Source organism: Rhizobium sp. 1399 (assembly GCF_031455475.1).
GTDB lineage: Bacteria > Pseudomonadota > Alphaproteobacteria > Rhizobiales > Rhizobiaceae > Rhizobium.
In genome coordinates this window covers 61531-79847 of sequence record NZ_JAVDSU010000019.1, presented here as the reverse complement: position 1 = coordinate 79847, position 18317 = coordinate 61531, and the positions used below count along the sequence as shown (strand labels likewise).

Annotated in this window: 18 protein-coding genes; 10 read left to right on the top strand and 8 right to left on the bottom strand. The window is 56.3% G+C overall.

Annotation, left to right across the window (positions count from 1 at the left end; all coding sequences use genetic code 11):
- The first annotated feature begins 82 nt into the window (after nt 1–82).
- Nucleotides 83–601 carry an FxsA family protein gene (locus tag J2X71_RS35170; protein WP_310389798.1) on the top strand — a complete coding sequence of 173 codons (519 nt, stop codon included), beginning with the start codon at nt 83–85 and terminating at the stop codon, nt 599–601.
- A 98-nt stretch (nt 602–699) separates the two neighbouring features.
- Entirely contained in the window at nt 700–1182 is a 483-nt protein-coding gene (gene secB, locus J2X71_RS35165) for a protein-export chaperone SecB (protein WP_310389796.1), read from the top strand.
- Nucleotides 1183–1240: 58 nt separating this feature from the next.
- Here secB and dnaQ read toward each other — a convergent pair whose 3' ends face one another.
- From dnaQ to J2X71_RS35140, 5 genes are read right to left on the bottom strand one after another with little or no spacing between them, the layout of a single operon-like run.
- Entirely contained in the window at nt 1241–1957 is a 717-nt protein-coding gene (gene dnaQ / locus J2X71_RS35160; RefSeq protein WP_310389794.1) for a DNA polymerase III subunit epsilon, read from the bottom strand.
- Nucleotides 1950–2561: a dephospho-CoA kinase gene (gene coaE / locus J2X71_RS35155; protein ID WP_310389792.1), complete on the bottom strand. Its 612-nt coding sequence runs from the start codon at nt 2559–2561 to the stop codon at nt 1950–1952. The genes dnaQ and coaE overlap by 8 nt, the downstream gene beginning before the upstream one ends.
- Nucleotides 2561–3418, bottom strand: coding sequence for a shikimate dehydrogenase (locus J2X71_RS35150; protein ID WP_310389790.1), 858 nt, complete (start codon nt 3416–3418; stop codon nt 2561–2563). The genes coaE and J2X71_RS35150 overlap by 1 nt, the downstream gene beginning before the upstream one ends.
- Nucleotides 3411–4010 (bottom strand): Maf-like protein, encoded by a 600-nt coding sequence (locus J2X71_RS35145; RefSeq protein WP_310389788.1) that lies wholly within the window; start codon nt 4008–4010, stop codon nt 3411–3413. The genes J2X71_RS35150 and J2X71_RS35145 overlap by 8 nt, the downstream gene beginning before the upstream one ends.
- A gap of 35 nt (nt 4011–4045) precedes the next feature.
- A complete protein-coding gene (locus J2X71_RS35140; RefSeq protein WP_113322174.1) occupies nt 4046–4867 on the bottom strand; it encodes a pyruvate, water dikinase regulatory protein in 822 nt (273 codons plus the stop codon).
- A gap of 402 nt (nt 4868–5269) precedes the next feature.
- Here J2X71_RS35140 and hemE point away from each other — a divergent pair, with 402 nt between their 5' ends.
- The 8 genes from hemE (at nt 5270) to J2X71_RS35100 (ending at nt 14050) form a co-directional block, all read left to right on the top strand.
- Nucleotides 5270–6307, top strand: coding sequence for a uroporphyrinogen decarboxylase (hemE, locus tag J2X71_RS35135; RefSeq protein WP_310389785.1), 1038 nt, complete (start codon nt 5270–5272; stop codon nt 6305–6307).
- Nucleotides 6307–6843 carry a protoporphyrinogen oxidase HemJ gene (gene hemJ, locus J2X71_RS35130; protein WP_007813813.1) on the top strand — a complete coding sequence of 179 codons (537 nt, stop codon included), beginning with the start codon at nt 6307–6309 and terminating at the stop codon, nt 6841–6843. Before hemE ends, hemJ begins: the two co-directional genes overlap by 1 nt.
- Before the next feature lie 198 nt (nt 6844–7041).
- On the top strand, nt 7042–8307 hold the full coding sequence (gene rho, locus J2X71_RS35125) for a transcription termination factor Rho (RefSeq protein WP_029868909.1): 1266 nt from the start codon (nt 7042–7044) through the stop codon (nt 8305–8307).
- Nucleotides 8308–8412: 105 nt separating this feature from the next.
- Entirely contained in the window at nt 8413–9735 is a 1323-nt protein-coding gene (gene mnmE, locus J2X71_RS35120; protein ID WP_310389781.1) for a tRNA uridine-5-carboxymethylaminomethyl(34) synthesis GTPase MnmE, read from the top strand.
- 65 nt (nt 9736–9800) lie between these two features.
- Entirely contained in the window at nt 9801–11675 is a 1875-nt protein-coding gene (gene mnmG / locus J2X71_RS35115) for a tRNA uridine-5-carboxymethylaminomethyl(34) synthesis enzyme MnmG (protein ID WP_310389779.1), read from the top strand.
- A 28-nt stretch (nt 11676–11703) separates the two neighbouring features.
- Nucleotides 11704–12321, top strand: a complete 618-nt coding sequence (rsmG, locus tag J2X71_RS35110) for a 16S rRNA (guanine(527)-N(7))-methyltransferase RsmG (protein ID WP_310389777.1) — start codon at nt 11704–11706, stop codon at nt 12319–12321.
- Nucleotides 12322–12340: 19 nt separating this feature from the next.
- On the top strand, nt 12341–13135 hold the full coding sequence (locus J2X71_RS35105; protein WP_310389775.1) for a ParA family protein: 795 nt from the start codon (nt 12341–12343) through the stop codon (nt 13133–13135).
- Nucleotides 13136–13168: 33 nt separating this feature from the next.
- Nucleotides 13169–14050: a ParB/RepB/Spo0J family partition protein gene (locus tag J2X71_RS35100; RefSeq protein ID WP_310389774.1), complete on the top strand. Its 882-nt coding sequence runs from the start codon at nt 13169–13171 to the stop codon at nt 14048–14050.
- Here the strand turns inward: J2X71_RS35100 and holA are convergent, their stop codons facing one another.
- Genes holA through leuS form a run of 3 tightly spaced genes read right to left on the bottom strand, consistent with a single transcriptional unit; the run spans nt 14051 to nt 18251 of the window.
- On the bottom strand, nt 14051–15097 hold the full coding sequence (holA, locus tag J2X71_RS35095) for a DNA polymerase III subunit delta (RefSeq protein ID WP_310389771.1): 1047 nt from the start codon (nt 15095–15097) through the stop codon (nt 14051–14053).
- A gap of 12 nt (nt 15098–15109) precedes the next feature.
- Entirely contained in the window at nt 15110–15631 is a 522-nt protein-coding gene (lptE, locus tag J2X71_RS35090; RefSeq protein ID WP_310389770.1) for an LPS assembly lipoprotein LptE, read from the bottom strand.
- On the bottom strand, nt 15621–18251 hold the full coding sequence (gene leuS / locus J2X71_RS35085) for a leucine--tRNA ligase (protein ID WP_310389768.1): 2631 nt from the start codon (nt 18249–18251) through the stop codon (nt 15621–15623). Before leuS ends, lptE begins: the two co-directional genes overlap by 11 nt.
- Nucleotides 18252–18317: the final 66 nt, after the last annotated feature.

The window sequence follows — 18317 nt, the reverse complement described above, 5'->3', positions numbered from 1 at the left end:
AGTCCGGCTATACGAATGATTCAAATCATGGCTGGTATCTTCGCCAGTGCCAAGAGGAGCCCGAGCCACTCGGGGTAAAGAGATGCGTTTTTCCATGCTGCCGGTTTTCGCGCTGCTTCTGCCGCTTGCCGAGATCGCTGGCTTCGTAATTGTCGGCCGCGCAATCGGACTTGCCGCGACGCTGGCGCTTGTCGTACTGGGCTTTGTCGTCGGCTCCTTCCTCTTGCGCCGGCAGGGTATTGGCATCCTGCGCCGCATGTCCGCCGAAGGGCGTAGCGGTACCATGCCCGGGCGGGAACTGCTCAATCCGGCGATGACTGTCATCGCCTCGCTGCTCTTCATCATCCCGGGCTTTCTGTCCGATATACTGGCGATCCTGCTTCTTATCCCACAGGTTCGCAATCTGCTCTGGCGGTCGATCGCAAAGCGTTTCGTTGTCGTTGGCGCGAGCGGCGACGGTTTTTCGGCTTCTTCGCGTTCGGAATTTCGAGGCCGGCCGGGCAAGCCGGGCGATTCAAAGGTGGTCGATCTCGATGAAGAGGACTATCATCGTGAACCGAACGGCAAGTCGCCCTGGTCCGGCAAACGGCTCGGAGACTGATATGGCGGCGCATTAACTGCGCCGGACGCCCAGGGTTGTAAGCCTATTCCCGAAATGTTAGATGGCGGCACCATTCAATGCCCCTCGAGGAAAATCCCATGGCAGACGATAACAGCAGCAACGGCGCAGCGAGCCCGACCCTTTCGATCCTTGCCCAGTACGTCAAGGATCTTTCCTTCGAAAACCCGGGCGCACCGCGCTCGCTTCAGGCCCGCGACAAGGCACCGGCGATCAACATCAATGTAAACGTCAATGCCAATCCGCTGTCCGAAACGGATTTTGATGTCGTGCTTTCGCTGATCGCTGAAGCCAAGGAAGGCGATAAGACCGTCTTCCACACCGAGCTCGTCTATGGCGGCGTCTTCCGCGTTGCCGGCTTCCCGCAGGAGCACATGCTGCCGGTTCTCTTCATCGAGTGCCCGCGCATGCTCTTCCCGTTTGCCCGCCAGATCATTGCCGACGTCACGCGCAATGGCGGCTTCCCGCCGCTGATGATCGACCCGATCGATTTCGCACAGATGTTCGCACAGCGCGTTGCCGAAGAACAGGCCCGCTCCAAGGTTCATGCCGTTCCGAACTAAGCCGGTTTTACAGGTTCTCAAACTCAAATGCCCGGGCAAAACCCGGGCATTTTTATTTTCAGTTGAGCTGGTCGTATTTCGACCAGACGGCCTTTTGACCAAGCTTGGCGATGAGAGCGTCATGTGCCTCAACTTCCGCTTCGCTCAATCGCGGCGCCAACGGCCGCGGCCTCTCCATGATGGCAGCGACAACGACTTCTTCCACCTCGGCATCGCTCTTGTTCTGGCTCGCAGATCCTGTAACGCCGAGCCCCAGTGCAGCCTGTCTGCCGCCGATCATCTCGATATAGACTTCGGCGAGAAGTTCGGAGTCGAGGAGAGCGCCGTGTTTGGTACGGTGCGAGTTGTCGATGCCGTAACGGCGGCAGAGAGCATCGAGCGAGTTCGGTCCCATTGGATGCTTTCGGCGAGCAAGCGAGAGCGTGTCGACGACGCGATCCGGCAGGATCGGCGGAACGCCGAGCCTGGCAAGCTCGGCATTCACAAAGCCCATGTCGAAAGTGGCGTTGTGGGCGATCCACTTGCCGTCGCCGAAGAATTCCAGAATCTGCTCGAAGACATCGGCAAAAGGCGGCTTGTCCTTCAGGAATTCGTCGGTGATGCCGTGGACGGCGAGCGCATCGGGATGAACCTTCTGATCACCCGGATTGACGAAGAGGTGGAGCGTCCTTCCTGTCGGAAAATGATTGAAGAGTTCAATACCGCCGATTTCGATGATGCGGTCCATGCGGTTGTCGAGGCCGGTGGTTTCCGTATCGAAAATGATCTCACGCATGTGGGACTTCTTCCTTCGCTATCCGCTTCTTCAAGTCGGCGACGATATCTGCCACCTGTTTTCTTGTCGTCTCGATGCTGTGGCTGCTATCTACGATGTAGTCGGCCCGACGGCGTTTTTCTGTATCTGATATCTGGCGGGAGAGAATCATATTGAATTTTTCTTCCGTCATGTTCGGCCGCGCAAGCACCCTCTCCCGCTGAATCTGTGGATCGGCGCTGACGACGACAATAACATCCACCCTCTGATCGGCGTCGGTTTCGAAAAGGAGGGGAATGTCGAGCAGGACCATATCTGCTCCCGCGGCCTCCTGCCGTGCCAGGAATTCATTCTCCCGCTTGCGCACCAAGGGATGAACAATCTGTTCGAGCCGCTTGAAGCCAGCTGGATCTCGAGCGAGTTGCCGGCCAAGTTCCTGACGGTCGACGGTACCGTTCTTCATTGTGCCCGGGAAAGCTGCATCGACCAGAGGCGCCGCCTCGCCCGCATAAAGATCGTGCACAACAGCGTCAGAATCGTTGACCGCGACACCGGCTTCGGCAAAGAGCTTCGCCGCCGTCGACTTACCCATTCCGATGGAGCCGGTGAGGCCGATCTTCAGCATCAGTGTTTTTCCATATCCGCTATTATCAACGCGCGCAGCGTTTCATCAACGACAGGCCGCATGCCGAACCATTTTTCAAATCCCGGAACCGCCTGATGCAGGAGCATGCCAAGGCCATCGACGATGGCAAAACCTTGTTCCTCTGCCTGTGCGAGGATCGGTGTTTTCAGCGGCACATAGACGATATCCGTGACGACTGCGTCCGAAAGCATTGGCGAGAAATCGATGGCGGGTGCCGCCTCTCCGTCCATGCCGAGAGAGGTGGTGTTGATGAATAGCCCCGCCCCGGTCATTACTTCGGCGAGTGCTGCGGTCGGATGCGCATGGACCTTCGGGCCGAAGCGGTCGGCCAGCTCCTGCGCCCGCTCGACTGTGCGGTTGACGACGTGGATTTCTTTCAAGCCGCGGTTGCGGACCGCCTGAATGACAGCGCGACTTGCACCGCCGGCGCCGAAGATGACGACTCGGTCATGTCGGTCCCAGCCGGGATGGCGTTCATCGAGATTGGCGGTAAAGCCGCGGCCGTCCGTGTTCGTCGCAAGAAGTTTTCCATCCTCCAGCCACAGCGTATTCGATGCGCCGAGTTCTTCCGAGAGTTCGTCCGGTTGGTCCGCCAGTTTGAACGCCATCTCCTTGTGCGGGATCGTGACATTGCCGCCAACGAAACCGGCACTACCGTCCCTTAACGAGGCGATGAAATCCGCAAAGATTTCCGGGGCAACCTCATGCGCCCGATAGCTGCCGGGCAGATCGAGCGTCTTCAGCCAGTAGCCGTGGATCAATGGTGAGCGCGAATGCTTGACGGGAAAACCCGTGACAAACGCTTTCGGCCCATGTGTTTCACGTGAATCATCCATCGATCGCATCCAGTTCCCGGAGTTTTGCAAGGAGAGGCAACATCGGCAGACCGAGGATCGTGAAATAATCTCCGTTGATCTTCTCGAACAGGTGGATCCCTTCCCCCTCAAGCTGATAGGCACCGACGCTTGCCAGAGCCTTTGGTCCCACGCGCTTGAGATGGCGCGCAATAAAATCATCGGTCAGCGGACGCATCGTCAGTTCCGCATGCGCCACGTGCTGCCATAGGACTTCGCCATCTCTGACAATCGCAATCGCGCTGTTCAAGCGGTGTGTTCTGCCGCCAAGTATGCTCAGATGATTGGCTGCATCCGCCATATCCTTCGGCTTGTGAAAGACCTGAGCGCCAAGCGACATCGTCTGGTCGGAGCCGATGACGAGCGCACCACCGAAGCGCCGGCTGACCTCATCCGCCTTTGCTTCGGCAAGAACGAGCGCCACCTGATCGGGCGTGGCGCCCGATTTTTCCAGAGGAGCCTCGATTGCCCGTTCATCGATTTGAGCGGCATGCGCTTCAAAAGCCAGACCGGCATTTTCCATCAGCATCCGCCGGAATGGGCTCGACGATGCGAGAACGAGCTTTGGTGTCATCCCAGTTCCTCGGGAGCGATTCAGTTGTTCAGCGCTTAACGCAGCTTTGGGCGCAGGGCAACGATCGCCGCTGCCGTTTCCTCGATCGAGCGCCGGGTGACGTCGATCATTGGCCAGTTATGACGGGCACAAAGAGAGCGCGCATACTTCAGCTCCTCCGAGATTGCTGCACGGTCGGTATAGTGTTCCTGGTCGAAACCCGGCGTCGATCCGAGCAGACGATTTTCACGGACTTGAGAAATCCGATCGGTGGTGGCGATGAGGCAGACGATCAGCGGTTTGGTCGCCGCCGCCAAAGCCTCGGGCAAGGGCACGCCATAGACGATCGGGATATTCGCGGTCTTGATGCCACGGTTTGCGAGATAAATGCTGGTCGGCGTCTTCGACGTACGGCTGATGCCGACGATGACGACGTCAGCATCATTATAATCCTCCGGCATCTGACCATCATCATGGTCCATCGTGAAATTCAGCGCTTCGATGCGCGCGAAGTAGCCGGCATTCATCACGTGTTGAGCGCCGACCCGCCTTCTGGAGGGAGCGCCGAGATAGATTTGGAATGCGCCGATAACCGGTTCCAGAACATTGACGGAGGCCACACCCATTTCTGCGCAGCGTTCATCAATGATGCTGGCAAGCTCCGGATCGACGATCGTGTACAGAACAATGCCGGGTTCACTGTCGATCGCCTGAAGCACCGGCATCAGCTGCTTGCGGTTTCTGATCAGCGGATAGACGTGTTCGATCGGCTGAGAAGACTTGAACTGCGCCGACGCGGCCCGGCCGGCGGAGATCAGAGTCTCCCCGGTCGAGTCAGAAATCAGATGCAGATGGAAGAAGTTCGTTCTGTTCTCCACGCTATTTTCCGCTGCCTGTTGAAAACACTGGACAGCGAAGAGCTAATGGCGTGGCCGGGATCGAGGCAAGGGAAAACATGCCTCCTTATCCACATCCGGAACTTTCGGAGGTCGTTTCAGAGATACCTGTGGAGTGTGGGGACTGTGGTTATGCTTCCCAAAACAATGCACAGCTTATCCACAAGATGGGTGACAAAATGAATTCCTGGAAGCTTCTGGAATCTCTGCGGGATTCGAGTTTCCTACCGCTTTAAGCGCAAATATGCGAATCTTGGTTCCCGCTAACCCAGCCTGCGTGACAAATCGCGCTGTCGGTGGATGGATTTTAATCCTTGATAGACACCGACTCTAAGAAATAGAAACCTTTTAAAATATCTTTGTATTTTTATAGGGAAGAAGCGCTTGAGCGAAACGCGCCGGAAAATTATGCGGGTTCTTGATGGCGAGACCCTGACGCCCCCACCCCTCTGGCTCATGAGGCAGGCGGGTCGCTATCTGCCCGAGTACAGGGAAACGCGCGCGAAGGCCGGGAGTTTCCTCGATCTCTGTTATTCGCCTGAGCATGCCGTCGAGGTCACGCTTCAGCCGATACGCCGCTATGGCTTCGATGCCGCCATCCTATTTTCCGATATCCTGGTCATCCCTGATGCGATGAAGCGCAATGTACGCTTTACCGAGGGGCATGGCCCTGAGATGGATCCGATCGACGAGGCGGGTATCGCCGGCCTGGATGGAGAAAGCGTTGTCGATTACCTGCAGCCAGTCCTGGAGACGGTGAAGCGCCTGAGGAATGAGCTGCCCACCGAGACAACCCTCCTTGGCTTCTGTGGCGCGCCCTGGACGGTTGCGACCTACATGATTGCCGGTCATGGCACGCCAGATCAGGCACCCGCTCGGCTCTTCGCCTACAGGCATCCGCGCGCCTTCGAATACCTGTTGATGCTGCTTGCGGATGTCTCTGCAGATTATCTCGTCGCGCAGATCGATGCTGGCGCTGATGCGGTGCAAATCTTCGATTCCTGGGCCGGTGTCCTCGGCGAGAGGGAATTTGAAGCTTTCGCAATCCGTCCGATGGCGCGGATGATCGCGTCGATCAGGGCGCGGCGGCCGCAAGCGCGGATCATCGCCTTCGCCAAAGGTGCGGGCTACATGCTCAAGACTTACCGGCAGAAAACCGGAGCAGATGCGATCGGGCTCGACTGGTCCGTACCACTTGCCTTTGCCGCCGAGCTGCAGAAGGACGGACCCGTGCAGGGCAATCTCGACCCAATGCGTGTCGTGGCTGGCGGTCGTTCACTGGAGGAAGGTATCGACGATATTCTTCAAGCGCTCGGAAACGGACCGCTGATCTTCAATCTGGGTCATGGCATCACGCCGCAAGCGGATCCGGAGAATGTACGCCTTCTTGTCGATCGCGTGCGTGGCATGAGGGCTGCGTGATGGAAAAGCAGACTGATCAAAAGCCGGGTGCCTATGCCCGCCGGCGTGCCCATTTTGCGCTGGCCTTCTTCGCTCTTCTGGCTGTCGGGCTCTTCGTCTGGAACCCTGATAATCTCTATCTCTGGATCAAGGCCCTTCACATCATCGCCGTGATCTCGTGGATGGCGGGGCTTTTCTACATGCCCCGCCTTTTCATCTACCACACGGATGCAGAACCTGGCTCGGTTCAATCCGAGACCTTCAAGGTGATGGAGCGGCGGCTGCTCAAGATCATCATGAACCCGGCGATGATGCTGACCTGGATCCTTGGTCTTTATCTTGCCTGGTCGGTCTATGGTTTCCACGGCGGTTGGCTACATGCGAAGATCGGGTTGGTTGTCCTCCTGACAATCGTCCATGTCTTTTTCAGCAGAGCCGTGCGGGCGTTCGAGCGGGATGAAAACCGTCGTTCGGCGCGTTACTGGCGCTTCATGAACGAGGCGCCAACGGCACTGATGATCCTCATCGTCATCTTGGTGGTGGTGAAGCCTTTTTGAAGCCCAGGGGTTGCTGAGGTTAAATTTCAGTCATTTTAAGCAGCCCCCTTGCGGGTCGGGTTCCGACTCGCTATTTTCCGCCCATCTCATCTTCGTGGCATGTGTGTAGAGTTCAGTCGCCTGCGAGCCCCTTTCGCAGTACCGAATACGACCCAACATCGCCTTTCCCCTTATAAAATAACGAGTATTGGTCACTTCATGGCTGAAATGAAGCTTCAGGAACTTAAGAGTAAATCCCCGACGGATCTTCTGGCTTTTGCCGAATCGCTCGAGGTCGAAAATGCGAGCACGATGCGCAAGCAGGAGCTCATGTTTGCAATCCTCAAGGTTCTTGCCAGTCAGGATATCGAAATCATCGGCGAAGGTGTCGTTGAAGTCCTGCAGGATGGTTTCGGGTTTCTGCGCTCCGCAAATGCTAACTATCTGCCCGGCCCGGACGATATCTACATCTCTCCCTCCCAGATTCGCCGCTTCTCTCTGAAGACTGGCGATACGGTCGAGGGTCCGATTCGCGGTCCGAAGGAAGGCGAACGCTATTTCGCGCTTCTCAAGGTCAACACAATCAATTTTGATGATCCCGAAAAGATCCGTCACAAGGTTCACTTCGACAACCTGACGCCGCTCTATCCGAACGAGCGTTTCAAGATGGAACTGGATGTTCCAACCTCCAAGGATCTTTCGCCCCGTGTGATCGATCTCGTGGCGCCTCTCGGCAAGGGCCAGCGCGGCCTGATCGTTGCTCCGCCACGTACGGGTAAGACGGTTCTCCTGCAGAACATCGCTCACTCGATCACCGCCAACCATCCGGAATGCTATCTGATCGTTTTGCTGATCGATGAACGTCCGGAAGAAGTCACGGATATGCAGCGTTCAGTCCGCGGCGAAGTCATTTCTTCTACATTTGACGAGCCGGCGGTTCGGCACGTCCAGGTCGCAGAAATGGTGATCGAAAAGGCCAAGCGCCTCGTGGAACACGGCCGCGACGTTGTCATCCTGCTCGATTCCATCACCCGCCTTGGCCGCGCCTACAATACCGTCGTTCCCTCGTCTGGTAAGGTTCTGACTGGTGGTGTCGACGCCAACGCGCTCCAGCGCCCGAAGCGCTTCTTCGGTGCAGCACGTAACATTGAAGAAGGTGGTTCGCTGACCATCATTGCAACGGCTCTCATCGACACCGGCAGCCGTATGGACGAAGTTATCTTCGAAGAGTTCAAGGGCACCGGTAACTCTGAAATCGTTCTCGACCGTAAGGTGGCTGACAAGCGTATCTTCCCGGCCATGGATATTCTCAAGTCGGGAACGCGCAAGGAAGACCTGCTCGTTCCGCGTCAGGATCTGCAGAAGATCTTCGTTCTGCGCCGTATCCTCGCTCCGATGGGGACGACCGATGCGATTGAATTCCTTATCGACAAGCTGAAACAGACGAAGAATAATGGTGACTTCTTCGACTCGATGAATACCTGATTATTAGCCGGATTCCTCAGACAGAGGCTGGTGGGTCGTTCGCGCGACTACCAGCCTTTTCTGTTTTGAATTGATTCGGAAACGAACCGATAGGTCAAAGACCATATGGAAACGTGGAACGACACCATATTTGCTCTTTCGAGCGGCGCCCCGCCGTCAGGCGTGTCGGTTGTTCGCGTCAGTGGCCCCCAGACCTGTCTAATCCTAGAGGGGCTGATCGGTGGGATTCCATCACCGCGAACGGCCGCCTACAGAACGATTCGGACTCGGAATGGTTTTCCGATCGATGCCGGGCTGGTTCTTTTCTTTCCTGGTCCGGCTTCCTTTACCGGCGAGGACTCCGCCGAATTCCAGGTTCACGGTTCGAAGGCAGTTATATCGGCTCTCTCGAGAGAACTGGCAACGTTTTCCGGGACCAGACTTGCAATGGAAGGTGAATTCAGCCGTCGCGCCTTTGAAAACGGCAAGCTTGACCTCGTTGAGGTCGAGGGGTTAGCGGACCTTATAGCAGCTGAGACGGAAATGCAGCGTCGTCTAGCGCTGGAGCAGAGCTCCGGCGGGCTGTCGCGCCTATATGATTCGTGGGCGGAACGAATTACACGCTCTCGCGCTTTGATTGAAGCTGAACTGGATTTTGCGGATGAAGACGACGTTCCCGGGTCTGTCTCGGATCAGATCTGGGTGTCGTTGGCGGAGCTTCGGCGAGAGATGGAGGATCATCTTTCCCATGCTGAAATGGGAGAGATTGTCCGAGATGGTTTTAAAGTTGTTATTGCCGGGGCGCCCAATGCTGGAAAGTCCAGCCTGATGAACTGGTTTGCGCAAAGGGACGTGGCGATCGTTACCGACATAGCAGGCACGACGCGCGACGTGCTTCATGTCGATATCAATCTGAATGGCTATCTGGTCAAGCTTTATGACACAGCGGGTCTGAGAGACACCGGCGATATAGTGGAGCAGGAAGGTATCAAGAGAGCACAGCTGGCGTTGAACAATGCTGATCTCGTGCTCTTTCTGACTGACATGGGGTCGCCATCACCAATAGATCCTATCGACTTGGAACGCGCTTCATCGCATGTTATTGTCGGCACCAAGCGGGACCTATATCCTTCAACTGCTTCATACGACCTTCAGATTTCTACAATGACAGGTGAAGGCCTTCCGGAACTTCGGGACTTTGTTTCTTCCTTCATCGAACAGAAGTTTGAGGGATTGTCTCTATCCGTTCCGACACGGGAGCGGCATAAGGATTCGCTCTCGAAATGCCTGATTACCCTATCGGCGGCAATCGATCAGGCAGAGCAAAGCCTGGAGATCAGGGCGGAATCTTTAAGACTCGCCGGTGATCATCTGGGGCGCATCACCGGACGGGTCGACGTTGAAGATCTTCTTGGCGTCATCTTTTCGGAGTTTTGTATCGGAAAATGATTCACGTGGAACGCCGGCGGCAGCGGCGTGAGAAGTTTCACGTGAAACCTTTTGTGGAGTAGCGCATGAGCGCCAGTAGTTATGACGTTATCGTGATCGGAGGCGGTCATGCCGGATCAGAAGCAGCCGCGGCTGCCGCGAGGATGGGCGCAAAAACTGCCTTGATCACGCATCGGCGCGACACGATCGGCGTAATGTCCTGCAATCCGGCCATCGGCGGGCTTGGCAAGGGCCATCTTGTTCGCGAGATTGATGCGATGGATGGTCTTATGGGTCGTATTGCTGATGCCGCAGGTATCCAGTTTCGTATGTTGAACAAGAAGAAGGGTGCAGCGGTTCGTGGTCCGCGCACCCAAGCCGATCGCAAGCTCTATCGCCTCGCCATGTTGAATGCCATCGAGGCAATTGAGAACCTTGATGTGATCGAAGGCGATGCATTTGATCTGGATATCAAAAGCAATCGAGTCGCTGGCGTAATAATGAAAGACGGAAGGCTCATCGTAGGCCCGTCGGTTGTTATTACGACAGGCACGTTCCTTCGGGGACTTATCCATATAGGAAATGAGAAGACACCTGCAGGACGCACCGGGGAGCCACCTTCGATGGGGCTTTCAACGACGTTCCTGCAATTGGGTTTGAAGCTGGGCCGTCTTAAGACAGGGACACCGGCTCGCTTGAACGGGAAAACGATTGATTGGGAATCTGTCGGGCGTCAAACTGCCGATGACGAGCTGGTGCCGTTCTCCTTCATGACCGATCGGATCGTGAATCCACAGGTCGAATGCGGCGTAACGAGAACAACAGAGGCGACGCACCGTATCATCGTCGCTAACCTGCAAAAATCGGCGATGTATTCTGGACAAATCGAAGGTGTCGGTCCGCGATATTGCCCATCGATTGAAGACAAGCTCGTTAAATTTGGTGAGAGGGACGGACATCAGATTTTCTTGGAACCTGAAGGGCTTGACGACAATACCGTTTATCCAAACGGGATTTCAACGTCGCTGCCGGCCGACGTTCAAGCCGCGTTCATCAGGACGATTCCTGGTTTGGAGCGCGTAGAAATATTGCATCCTGGCTACGCGATTGAATATGACCATGTCGATCCAAGAGAGTTGACGGCAACATTGGAAGTTAAAAAACTACCAGGGCTTTTCCTGGCTGGTCAGATTAACGGGACGACGGGTTATGAGGAAGCTGGCGCCCAAGGTCTTGCTGCAGGTCTCAACGCCGCATTGTCGAGTGGCAATTCCAAACCTTTTATATTCAGTCGTACAAACTCCTATATCGGCGTCATGATTGATGACCTGACGACGCGGGGTGTTACGGAGCCGTATCGAATGTTCACGTCTCGCGCGGAGTATCGATTGACACTCCGCGCCGATAATGCTGACGCGAGGCTTACGCGAGGCGCGATCGAACTTGGGTGTGTTTCCAGTGAACGCCAAGCTCGTTTTGCGGCATATCAAGACGAGTTGGAGAGCGGTCGAACGCTCCTTCAGTCTTTATCCGTTACGCCGAATGAAGCGCGTAAGGCAGGACTTAATCTTAATCTCGACGGCCAGCGCCGAACAGCCTATGAACTTCTGTCCTATCCCGAATATGCGTTTTCGCAGTTGGAGCAGGTGTGGGGAGATCTGAAGTCCTTCTCTAAGAAGGTTGTCGAGGCTCTGGAGATCGAGGCGATCTATTCGGTTTATATGGATCGTCAGACCGCGGCCATCGAGGCACAGCGGCGAGATGAGGCGCGCTTGATTCCTGAGAGCTTTGATTACAGCAGTCTATCGGGACTCTCGAATGAGCTGAAGAATAAGCTCAACACACAAAAGCCCGCCAACATCGCTCAGGCTCTGAAAGTGGAAGGTATGACGCCAGCGGCGATTTCGCTCTTGCTCGTGCACTTGCGTCGCGGTGAAAGTGTTCGTGGGCAGGTCGCGTAGTCGCCGCAAGGTTTGAGAGTCTTCGGGAATGGAATTAAACGGATTGCGTGTTTCACGTGAAACACAAGAACGTCTGCAATATTTCGCAGAGCTTTTCACCAAATGGGCCAAGGCGATCAACCTCGTCGCGCCTTCGACCATGAGTGATATGTGGAACCGGCATATCGCGGATAGTGCGCAGATATTTCAGATCTCCCCTCACCCTCAAACCTGGATCGATCTCGGAAGCGGTGGCGGTTTTCCCGGTGTGATCACCGCGATCTTCTTGGCCGAACAGCAACAGGGTTGGGTTCACTTGGTGGAGAGCAACAATAAGAAGGCGGCATTTCTGCGTACCGCTTTACGAGAGACCGGCGCGCGAGGCGAGGTACATGCCATAAGGATTGAAGATGCGCCGGTAGCAATAGCTGCTTGTAATGCTATTTCCGCCCGTGCGCTAGCCGATCTCGATAAGCTGATTGAATACGCGGCGCCATGGATGGTTGGAAAAGAAAATAATCGCGCATATTTTCATAAAGGCCGGGATTACCAAAGAGAGATCCAGAAAGCACGTGGCCGCTGGAGTTTTGATCTGCTAGAACACAATAGCGCTGTTGAGCAAGATTCTGTAATTCTCGAAATATCAAGTCTCCAGCGCCTGGTTTAACGAAACGGATATTGCGGCAATGGCGGGCGAACGTAATCGGATTATCACCATCGCAAATCAAAAGGGTGGCGTCGGCAAGACGACCACCGCAATCAATTTGGCAACCGCTCTCGCCGCCATTGGTGAGCGGGTGTTGATTATCGATCTGGACCCACAGGGCAATGCAAGCACTGGTTTGGGTATTGATAGACGCAATCGTAAGCTTTCCTCTTACGATCTGATGGTCGGGCAAGCTGGTGTCGCTGAGACTGCGTTGGAAACGGCAGTTCCTAATCTCTTTATTGTTCCGTCGACGATGGATCTTCTCGGAGTCGAGATGGAAATCTCCCAGCAGAATGATCGCGTCTTCAAGCTCAAAAAGGCATTGTCTTCCCCCGAAGCGGTGTCTTTTTCTTACATTCTTCTCGACTGCCCGCCTTCCTTCAACCTGCTGACGATGAATGCGATGGCGGCTGCCCATTCCGTGCTGGTACCGCTGCAGTGCGAGTTCTTCGCGCTTGAAGGTTTGAGCCAGCTTCTGGAGACCGTCAACCAGGTCCGCGGAACGGTCAATCCTCAGCTCGATATTCAAGGCATCGTGCTGACGATGTTCGATGCTCGTAATAATCTGGCACAGCAGGTCGTCAACGACGTGCGGACTCATCTCGGTGAAAAGGTCTATCACACACTTATCCCGCGGAATGTTCGTGTTTCAGAAGCGCCCTCATACGGCAAGCCGGCTATTCTCTATGATCTCAAGTGCGCCGGCAGCCAGGCCTATCTGCAGCTCGCATCGGAAGTTATCCAGCGGGAGCGGCAGAGACTGGCAGCTTGAAAGACTGCATGACAGAGTAAGCGAGTTTTGAACATGAATGACGATACATCGAAAAGACGGCTTGGCCGTGGCCTCGCAGCCCTTATAGGTGAAATGGATCAGCCCGTTCCGGCCGAGGCGGAGCGGCCTACGGTCAGCGCCGACCGGATGATCCCCATCGAGTTCGTCACTCGCAACCCTCGCAACCCTCGTCGTTTCTTCGATGACGCCGAGCTTCACGACCTTGCGAGCTCGATCCGCCAGCATGGGATCGTGCAGCCAATCGTCGCCAGAACGCTCGCGCGGGACCGCTATGAAATCATAGCCGGCGAAAGACGTTGGCGGGCAGCCCAACTGGCGGGTTTGATTGAAATCCCTGTTATTATCAGGGATGTTGATGACAAGACGGCGCTGGAAATTGCGATCGTTGAGAACGTCCAACGCTCCGATCTCAATGCTCTCGAAGAGGCGCTCGGGTATGAGCAGCTCATCGCCGAATATGGATATACCCAAAATGATCTCGGTGAGATTATCGGCAAGAGCCGCAGCCATGTCGCCAATTCGTTGCGCCTATTGAAGCTGCCTGAGCCCGTTCGGGACATGCTGGCTGCTGGGAGCCTTTCCGCGGGGCATGCGCGTGCGCTGGTTTCGACATCGGACCCCTCGGCACTTGCGCGTACAATTGTTTCCAAGGGCATGTCGGTGCGCGATGCGGAGAAGCTTGCGCAGAACGACATCAAGGCTCAGTCAGAGCCACACGCACCTGTTCAAAGGAACCAGAAGGATTCCGATACGCTGGCTCTGGAGCGCACACTATCGGATACGCTCGGACTTGATGTATCCATCAATCACAAGGCCAGTGGCGGCCAGATCCGCATCTCCTACAAATCCCTGGAGCAGCTCGAGGAAGTCTGCCGGCTTCTGGAGCGCCGCTAATCAGGCTTGAGGGCGTCTTGCCGACTGCAGTGTCGTGGAGAGCAATGTCTGCATGGCGATGCTGTCTTCCAATATCTGACGCTGTCTCGTTTGCAGAACGGCTGCCTGCAGGCGCTTTGTTTCACGCGAGATGGCGTCTGCGCTCCAGCTTTTTAACGCTTGTTCTATAATCGGCTTGCGGCGGAAATGAAGATGTCTGCCCAGCGTCTGCATGATTTGCGCGGGCGGCAGTCTCTTCTCATCCATCTCAGCGCGCATCGTATCGAGAAGCTGAAATTGTCTAAGGCAGGCTTGGAGAACCAGAAAAACCGAGGTTTTGGAACTGGTGATCTTCTGCATCGCATGCAGGAAACTGTTGCTGTTGCCGCTCAATATCGCATCCACAGCATCATCGACCGAAATTGCACTGGCGTCCCCGATTATTTCGGTAACGTGATGATCATCGATCGTTCCCATGCCTTGGCAATAGAGCGCCAGTTTGCGAATTTCGTTTCTCGAAGCAATTCTGTCGCCCCCGATCAGCGCGACGAGAGCTTGCCTGGCAGCAGGCGTTATGCCCAACCCTTCGGCGGAAAGTTCGTTGTCGATCAGCGCGTTCAGCGCTCGGCCGTCGTCAGCATAGCAGGGGATGGCAACTGCTGCGCTACGAGCAGCCTCGACTGTCTTGCGTAAGGCAGATCCCTTTTTCAGGTCACCTGCTTCGATGATGATGCTGACTGCTTCCAGGGAAGCGCCGGACAGAAACGCGACAGCATCGACGAGATATTTCTCATTCGCGCCACCCTTTACCCATATTAGCTTTTCACCGCCGAAAAGACCGATGGATTGGGCTTCATCAACCAGCCGGCCAGGCTCTTTCTGCAGATCGCCGACATCAAGCTTGGTGACGGAGAACGGATCGTTCTGATCTATGCCCGTCTTTCCAGCGATCATACCGGCGCGCTCGGAAACGAGTCCACGGTCCGGACCATAGATCAGATAGATACGGTACAGGCGTGCGGATTTCTGCAGAAACCCCTCGAACTCATGGGATTTGATTTCCGCCACGCCACCGCTCCCTTAGCGGCTGAGTGCGGCGGCAAGATCCGCTCCAACGAATTCGGCCGCCTGATTGGCTGCGCGATTTTCGGCATCACGGATGGCGCGCTGCTTTGCAAATTCCTGACTCGGGAAGTCTACCAGGGCCGTCGCTTCGCGTCTGCCTGCCTTGATCACCTGATTGTCTTTAGTGGTGCGCAAAGTGTAGCTAACCGAAACGGTCGCGCGGCCTGCGCGAGACGTATCCGAGGACTGAACAAGCAAAGTATCGGCAACGTATGACGAAACTTGCATATCAACCATGTAATCCGGCTTCTCGACTTCCCCGGCACCGCGGGAAGCCAGGAAGATCAGATGATTGCGAACTTCCTGTCCGACACGTGTACCCGCTTCGGAAAAGCCGACGGAGCCGAGCTTTTCGGTAACGCCGGTGTTTTCGGAATAGAGCGGCCGAACCTGGCAGGCGGAAAGAAACGCCGTAGAGACAAGGATCGTGACGATGCCGGCGCGGCGCGCAAGCTTGCGGGCGAAATCAGACGACAATGTTTACAATCCTCTGTGGAACCACGATGATTTTTTTCGGTGCTTGACCGTTCAAGATATTCTTCACCGCGTCCAATTCCAGCACGGCTTCGGTGACGGCATTTTGATCTGCGTCGCGAGAAATTGTCAATTCGGCGCGCTTCTTGCCGTTGATTTGCACGGGAAGGATCACGTCGTTCTCGACGACGAGCGATTCATCAAAATCCGGCCAGGTCGTATGGGCGATGAGGTCCTTGTTGCCGAGGGTCATCCAGCATTCCTCAGCCAGATGCGGCGTCATCGGCGCGACGAGTTGGATGAGGATCTCAGCCGCATCGCGGATTGCAGCCCGATAGGTTGCATCGCCCTCACCGGCCGCGACCTTCGTCAGCGGGCCTGCCAGCGCGTTGACGAGTTCGTAGATGCGGGCGACTGCTTTGTTGAACCAAAGCCTGTCATAGTCGTTCTGGACTGCCTTCAGCGTCTTGTGGGCGAGCTGAGAGATTGCGAGGGCTTCGCCGTCTTTCGCCGTCTTCGGTTCCACGGTGGAGAGCACTTCAGCCGCTTCCGAAATCAGACGCCACAGCCGCTGTGTGAAGCGGTGAGCACCTTCAACGCCGGCTTCCGACCAGATCACGTCGCGCTCGGGCGGAGAGTCTGACAGAACGAAGAAGCGGGCAGTATCGGCGCCATAGGAGGCGATGATATCGTCGGGGTCTACGACGTTCTTTTTCGACTTCGACATCTTTTCGATCGAGCCGATGGTGATTTCTTCGCCGCCTTCCAGCAGATAAGCGCTGCGCTTCCCGTCAATCTCCTCGATGCGGATATCGGTGGGGGAAATCCATTCGCGATGCATGCCCGCGCCGCGGCTATAGGTTTCGTGGACCACCATACCCTGGGTGAAGAGACCCTTGAAAGGCTCCTTGACATCCACGTGGCCTGTCTCGCGCATCGCGCGGGTGAAGAAGCGCGAATAGAGCAGATGCAGGATCGCGTGTTCGATACCGCCGATATACTGGTCTACCGGCAGCCAGCGGTTGGCCGCAGCCGGGTCGGTCGGCTGCGTCTCCCAGGGGGCCGTGAAGCGGGTGAAGTACCAGCTCGAATCGACGAATGTGTCCATCGTGTCCGTCTCACGACGCGCATCCTTGCCACATTGCGGGCAGGCGACGTGCCGCCAGGTCGGGTGGCGGTCCAGCGGGTTGCCCGGCTGATCGAAAGTCACATCCTGCGGCAGCTTTACCGGCAGGTCCTTTTTCGGAACCGGGATGACGCCGCAGTCATCGCAATGGATAACCGGGATGGGGCAGCCCCAGTAACGCTGACGGGAGATACCCCAGTCACGCAGGCGGAAATTGACCTTGCGTTCGCCCTGCGGCGCGTTGCCGAGCAGAGTGGACGACAGCTTGTCGGCAACGATCTGGAAAGCTTCGTCCGCCGTCTTGCCATCAAGGAAGCGCGAGTTGATCATCACGCCCTCGCCGTCATAGGCGACATCGCCGATGGTGAAGCTTGCGGCATCGCCGTCCTCAGGCATGACGACCGGCACGACCGGCAGACCATATTTGCGGGCGAAATCCAGGTCTCGCTGGTCGCCGGAAGGGCAGCCGAAGATGGCGCCCGTGCCGTAATCCATCAGGACGAAATTGGCGACGTAGACCGGCAGCTCCCAGGAAGGATCGAGCGGGTGCTTCACGCGGATGCCGGTATCCATGCCCTTCTTCTCAGCCGTCTCGAGTGCGGCAAGAGAGGTACCAGCGCGGCGGCATTCCTCGCAGAAGGCCTCGATGTCAGCATTCTTTCCCGCGGCCTCCTTGGCGAGCGGATGATCAGCGGCGATCGCCAGGAAGGAGGCGCCAAACAGCGTATCCGGACGGGTCGTGTATACCACCACTTCGGTTTCGCCGGCAGGTGCGGTTTCCGGGACGATCTCCCAGCGGATCGTGAGACCTTCAGAGCGGCCGATCCAGTTCTTCTGCATCAGCCGTACTTTTTCCGGCCACTGGTCGAGCGTATCGAGCGCGTCCAGCAGGTCCTGGCTGAAATCGGTGATCTTAAAGAACCACTGCGTCAGTTCGCGCTGTTCGACCAGCGCGCCGGACCGCCAGCCGCGGCCGTCGATGACCTGTTCGTTGGCGAGAACGGTGTTGTCGACCGGATCCCAGTTCACCTTGGACTGCTTGCGGTACACGAGGCCCTTTTCCAGGAAGTCCAGGAAGAGATGCTGCTGCTGCTGGTAATATTCGACATCGCAGGTCGCGAATTCGCGGGACCAGTCCAGCGACAGGCCCATCGCCTTCAGCTGTGCCTTCATCGAGCCGATATTCTGATAAGTCCAGGATGCGGGGTGTACGCCGCGCTCCATCGCCGCATTTTCCGCTGGCATGCCAAAGGCGTCCCAACCCATCGGATGAAGGACGTTATAGCCGCGAGCACGCTTGTAGCGTGCCACGACGTCACCCATGGCGTAGTTGCGGACATGGCCCATGTGGATACGGCCCGACGGATAGGGGAACATCTCTAGGACGTAATATTTCTCGCGCGGATCGGAGTTATCGGTCTCGAAGACCTTTTCCTCGTTCCATTTCTGCTGCCAGCGGGGCTCGGCGTCGCGCGGATTGTAACGTTCGGTAGCCATGTATCAGAATTTCCGGAAAATCAGGGGAGGTTGGTCGAGACCTTCACCATGAAACCAACCAAGCGT

Bases quoted from the DNA above. Each gene is read 5' to 3' on its own strand.
- mnmE (WP_310389781.1), top strand. From the start codon at position 8,413: ATGGAAACGTGGAACGACACCATATTTGCTCTTTCGAGCGGCGCCCCG.
- secB (WP_310389796.1), top strand. From the start codon at position 700: ATGGCAGACGATAACAGCAGCAACGGCGCAGCGAGCCCGACCCTTTCG.
- rho (WP_029868909.1), top strand. From the start codon at position 7,042: ATGGCTGAAATGAAGCTTCAGGAACTTAAGAGTAAATCCCCGACGGAT.
- J2X71_RS35145 (WP_310389788.1), bottom strand. From the start codon at position 4,010: ATGACACCAAAGCTCGTTCTCGCATCGTCGAGCCCATTCCGGCGGATG.
- coaE (WP_310389792.1), bottom strand. From the start codon at position 2,561: ATGCTGAAGATCGGCCTCACCGGCTCCATCGGAATGGGTAAGTCGACG.
- rsmG (WP_310389777.1), top strand. From the start codon at position 11,704: ATGGAATTAAACGGATTGCGTGTTTCACGTGAAACACAAGAACGTCTG.
- J2X71_RS35170 (WP_310389798.1), top strand. From the start codon at position 83: ATGCGTTTTTCCATGCTGCCGGTTTTCGCGCTGCTTCTGCCGCTTGCC.
- J2X71_RS35150 (WP_310389790.1), bottom strand. From the start codon at position 3,418: ATGGATGATTCACGTGAAACACATGGGCCGAAAGCGTTTGTCACGGGT.
- mnmG (WP_310389779.1), top strand. From the start codon at position 9,801: ATGAGCGCCAGTAGTTATGACGTTATCGTGATCGGAGGCGGTCATGCC.
- dnaQ (WP_310389794.1), bottom strand. From the start codon at position 1,957: ATGCGTGAGATCATTTTCGATACGGAAACCACCGGCCTCGACAACCGC.
- hemJ (WP_007813813.1), top strand. From the start codon at position 6,307: ATGGAAAAGCAGACTGATCAAAAGCCGGGTGCCTATGCCCGCCGGCGT.
- J2X71_RS35105 (WP_310389775.1), top strand. From the start codon at position 12,341: ATGGCGGGCGAACGTAATCGGATTATCACCATCGCAAATCAAAAGGGT.
- J2X71_RS35100 (WP_310389774.1), top strand. From the start codon at position 13,169: ATGAATGACGATACATCGAAAAGACGGCTTGGCCGTGGCCTCGCAGCC.
- leuS (WP_310389768.1), bottom strand. From the start codon at position 18,251: ATGGCTACCGAACGTTACAATCCGCGCGACGCCGAGCCCCGCTGGCAG.